This is a genomic window from Sphingorhabdus sp. (genome assembly GCF_044374345.1).
In the GTDB taxonomy this organism is placed as follows: Bacteria; Pseudomonadota; Alphaproteobacteria; order Sphingomonadales; family Sphingomonadaceae; genus Sphingorhabdus_B.
Genome location: NZ_JBILOS010000134.1, coordinates 1 through 3,849, shown reverse-complemented (window position 1 = coordinate 3,849; position 3,849 = coordinate 1). Strand labels below are relative to the sequence as shown.

2 protein-coding genes and 1 pseudogene are annotated in these 3,849 nt (G+C 57.6%); 2 read left to right on the top strand and 1 reads right to left on the bottom strand.

Annotation, left to right across the window (positions count from 1 at the left end; all coding sequences use genetic code 11):
* A pseudogene (locus ACIQ5B_RS10430) lies at positions 1-296 on the top strand (TetR/AcrR family transcriptional regulator); the annotation flags it as partial.
* A gap of 24 nt (positions 297-320) precedes the next feature.
* Complete coding sequence (locus ACIQ5B_RS10425) at positions 321-1,883, top strand: peptide chain release factor 3 (protein ID WP_397598963.1); 1,563 nt, start codon at positions 321-323, stop codon at positions 1,881-1,883.
* On the opposite strand, the gene ACIQ5B_RS10420 is transcribed toward ACIQ5B_RS10425, so the two are convergent.
* On the bottom strand, positions 1,880-3,849 hold a 1,970-nt coding region (locus tag ACIQ5B_RS10420), incomplete at its 5' end, for a beta-galactosidase (protein ID WP_397598962.1). The genes ACIQ5B_RS10425 and ACIQ5B_RS10420 overlap by 4 nt on opposite strands.

The following is a 3,849-nucleotide window of genomic DNA, read 5'->3' as shown; positions in this document are numbered from 1 at the left end:
TGAATTTTGTGCGCGAGCATAAGGAACTGTACCGGATTATTGACGAAGCTGAATTTGTCGATCCGCCAAGTTACCGCGCGCATTATGAAAATACCGTCAACGGATATCTCGCCAGCTTGAAAGAAGCCGCGACCAAAGGACAAGTGCGGAGCGATGTCGAAGAAGTCCATGCGTGGGCCATTGTCGGCATGAACGTGTTTTTGGGACTTCGTTATGGTGTCCTTGATGAAGATCGCGACGCGGCTGAAGTTGCGACTATCGCTGCTGACCTTCTGACAAACGGGTTGAAGCGATAATCAATCATCCCTAAGCCGCGCGGTATGACGCTCAACCGCCGAACCTTTGCCATTATCTCCCACCCCGATGCGGGTAAAACAACGCTGACTGAAAAGCTTTTGCTTCAAGGTGGCGCCATTCACTTGGCCGGCGAAGTAAAGGCGCGTGGTCAGGCACGCCGTGCGCGTTCCGACTGGATGAAGATCGAACAGCAGCGCGGAATTTCGGTTACGTCATCGGTGATGACGTTTCAAAAAGACGGCATTGTCTTCAACCTGCTCGACACGCCGGGACATGAAGATTTCTCCGAAGATACGTACCGGACGCTGACTGCGGTCGATTCGGCCATCATGGTCATCGACGCCGCAAAAGGTATTGAGCCGCAGACCCGCAAGCTTTTCGAAGTTTGCCGCCTGCGCAGCGTTCCGATCATCACCTTCGTCAACAAGGTGGACCGTGAAGGTCGCCCCGCATTTGAGACGATCGATGAAGTCGCCGATGCACTGGCGCTCGATGTGTGCCCTATGAACTGGCCTGTGGGCATGGGCGGCGAGTTTGAAGGCCTTTATGACTTTAACAGCGGTCGCCTGAGCCAGCCATCGGGCGATAGCAAGGCATTTGAAGGCAAAGTCAGCGACCATGCCGGCCTGGATGCGACAAGCCTTGAAGATGTGCTCACGCCTGCGGGCGTCGCGCGGCTGCGCGAAGAGGCGGAGCTTGCCCAGGCTGGATATTCCGAGTTCGACCTGACCGCGTTCCAAAATGGTGATCTAACGCCAGTTTATTTCGGTTCCGCGCTGAAAGAATTCGGCGTGATCGAGCTTATCACCGCCATCGCAAAATATGCGCCGCCACCCCGCCCGCAACCCAGTTCAAAGGGCGACATTGATCCGTCTGAAAAAGAAGTTACCGGCTTCATTTTCAAGGTGCAGGCCAATATGGACCCGCAGCACCGTGACCGCATCGCGTTCATGCGGCTATGTTCCGGCACCTTCAAACGCGGCATGAAGCTCACGCCTTCGGGGCTTGGCAAGCCGGTTGCGATTCATTCGCCGATCCTGTTTTTCGCGCAAGATCGCGAAATTGCCGACAGCGCGGAACCCGGCGATATCATCGGCATTCCCAACCATGGCACCTTGCGCGTCGGCGACACTTTGTCCGAACGCAACGACGTGCGCTTTACCGGCCTGCCCAACTTTGCACCGGAAATTTTGCGCCGCGTGGTGTTGCGTGACCCTACGAAGACCAAGCAGCTGCGCAAGGCGTTGGATGACCTGAGCGAAGAGGGCGTCATTCAGGTATTCTATCCGGAGATCGGCTCAAACTGGGTAATTGGCGTCGTCGGGCAACTGCAGCTCGACGTTCTGATTTCGCGGCTTGAGGCGGAATATAAGGTCGATGCGTTTCTGGAGACTGCGCCATACGACACTGCCCGCTGGCTCATCGGGTCGGATACGGCACTGGCGCAATTCATCTCGTTCAATGGCGGAAACATGGCGAAGGACCGCGATGGCCATCCCGTGTTTATGGCGCGTTCGGCATGGGATGTTGGTTATCAGCAGGAAAAGCATCCGGACCTGAAATTCAGCGCGACCAAAGAACGTTAACGCCAGACAGCAACGCCATAAGGTTCGATGTCCGAACCACCGATCACAAACTCTGCGCCCACTGGTGCAGGCGCGCGCGCGTTGGCACTATCCAGATTGAACGCAAAGGTAAGTTCGCCCCGTCGGCGCAAGCGCAGTGTGGGCGGCAACGGTGTAATCTGCACGTCCGCCTCCGCACATAAATCGACGAGCAAGTTCGTCAGAAAGGCATCGTCCGTCAGCGTCGCAAGATAGATGCTTCGGCCCGCCCGCACCGCTGCCGGCGCGCCATCTTCATAGGTTGCGATGATGCCCGCATCGCCAACTTCAATCGTCTCGCGCCAACGGCCGCTTTCATATTCCGCGCCTTTATACGCAATGCTGCCCCCGCAATCCGCACGCAGCGTTTCGACCGAAGTGACTTTTATCGGCACAAAGTCACGCAGGCGCCCGGGCGGCAGGCCTTCGCTCATCGAAAATTCATCGGTCTTCGCGCCGGAGCGTGGACCAAAGAGCAATAGGCCATCGCTCGCCTGCAACGCATCGAACGCGGCATCGTCAACCACCGCCATGGTCGGCACAACGACCAGTCGATATCCAGCCAGCTGCGCGTCGCCTGCGGACACAAAGTCAACATCCACGCCCAGGCCACGCAATGCGCGATAATATTGGAAGACGACCGCATCATAGCGATATCCCGCACCCTGCCGTTCAATATCGTCGACCCAGCCGGACACCGGATCAATGACTATGGCGACAGGGGACTTTGCGGCGACAACGGACAAGTCGCCAAGCCGCTGCATGTCCGATGCGGCCTGTTCCACTTCTGCCCACGCCGCGGCGGGCATGTCATCCGGCCGTCTGAGCCCGGCATGCATTTGTTCTTGCGCAAAGGGCACTTGCCGCCAACGGAAATAGGCCACGCAGGCTGCGCCATGGGCAAAAGCCTGAAGCGTCCAGTGCCGCACCATGCCCGGCGCAGGACGCGGATTATGCGGCGCCCAGTTTACGGGCCCGGGCTGCTGCTCCATCACCCACCATGCACCTTTGGATAGCCCGCGCACCGAATCAAAATTGAGCGCCGCCAAATCAGGGTGCCCCGTGCGCATGAAGGGTTTCCATTCATCAGCCGAGGCTTTGGCCATGAGCTGATCGGAAAAACCGAGCGGATAATTGTCGTAGCTTACAAAATCGAGCTCGCGGGTCAGCGCGGCATTGTCGACACCCGTTGTCGCCGGCGGAATGATATTATGCGTCACCCACTGGTGCGGCGCGGCGTGGCGGCGAATGGCCGATATCATGACGTCATGAAAGCGCACGACCTGTTCCGACGCAAAGCGCCGATAGGCCAAGCGATGCGCGGGGTTCGTTTCGCACACTGTGAAAAAGGGCAGATCGATCTGGTCAAAATGGTCATATTCCATTGACCAGAACACATTACCCCACGCCGCATTCAGCGCCGCAATCGTGCCATAACGTTGCGCGCAATAGGCCCGGAATTTTTCCAGCGCCGCTGGCGATGCGCTCATGGTCGTATCGTGGCAGCACAATTCATTGTCGGTCTGCCAACCGGCCACATGCGGATGACTGCCATAACGCGCAGCCATGGCAGCAGTGATGCGTTCGGCCTGCACCAAATATGTTTCACTCGAAAAATCATAATGGCGGCGTGATCCGAAACCACGAACTTGGCCGGTGTTGATATCGACAGGCAAAATGTCGGGATATTTTTCGCACAGCCATTTGGGCGGCGTTGCCGTGGGCGTGCCAAGCACGACTTTCAGTCCGGCCGCGCCCAGCACGTCGATCGCGCGGTCCATCCAGGCCCAATCAAATAGGCCTTCCGCCTTTTCAATGCGGCCCCACGCAAATTCGCCAATCCGGACATAACGCAGCCCAAGATCATACATTCTTTGCGCGTCGCGTGGCCAATGATCCTCGGACCAGTGCTCGGGATAATAACAGACACCTAACATGCCCGTTTGTT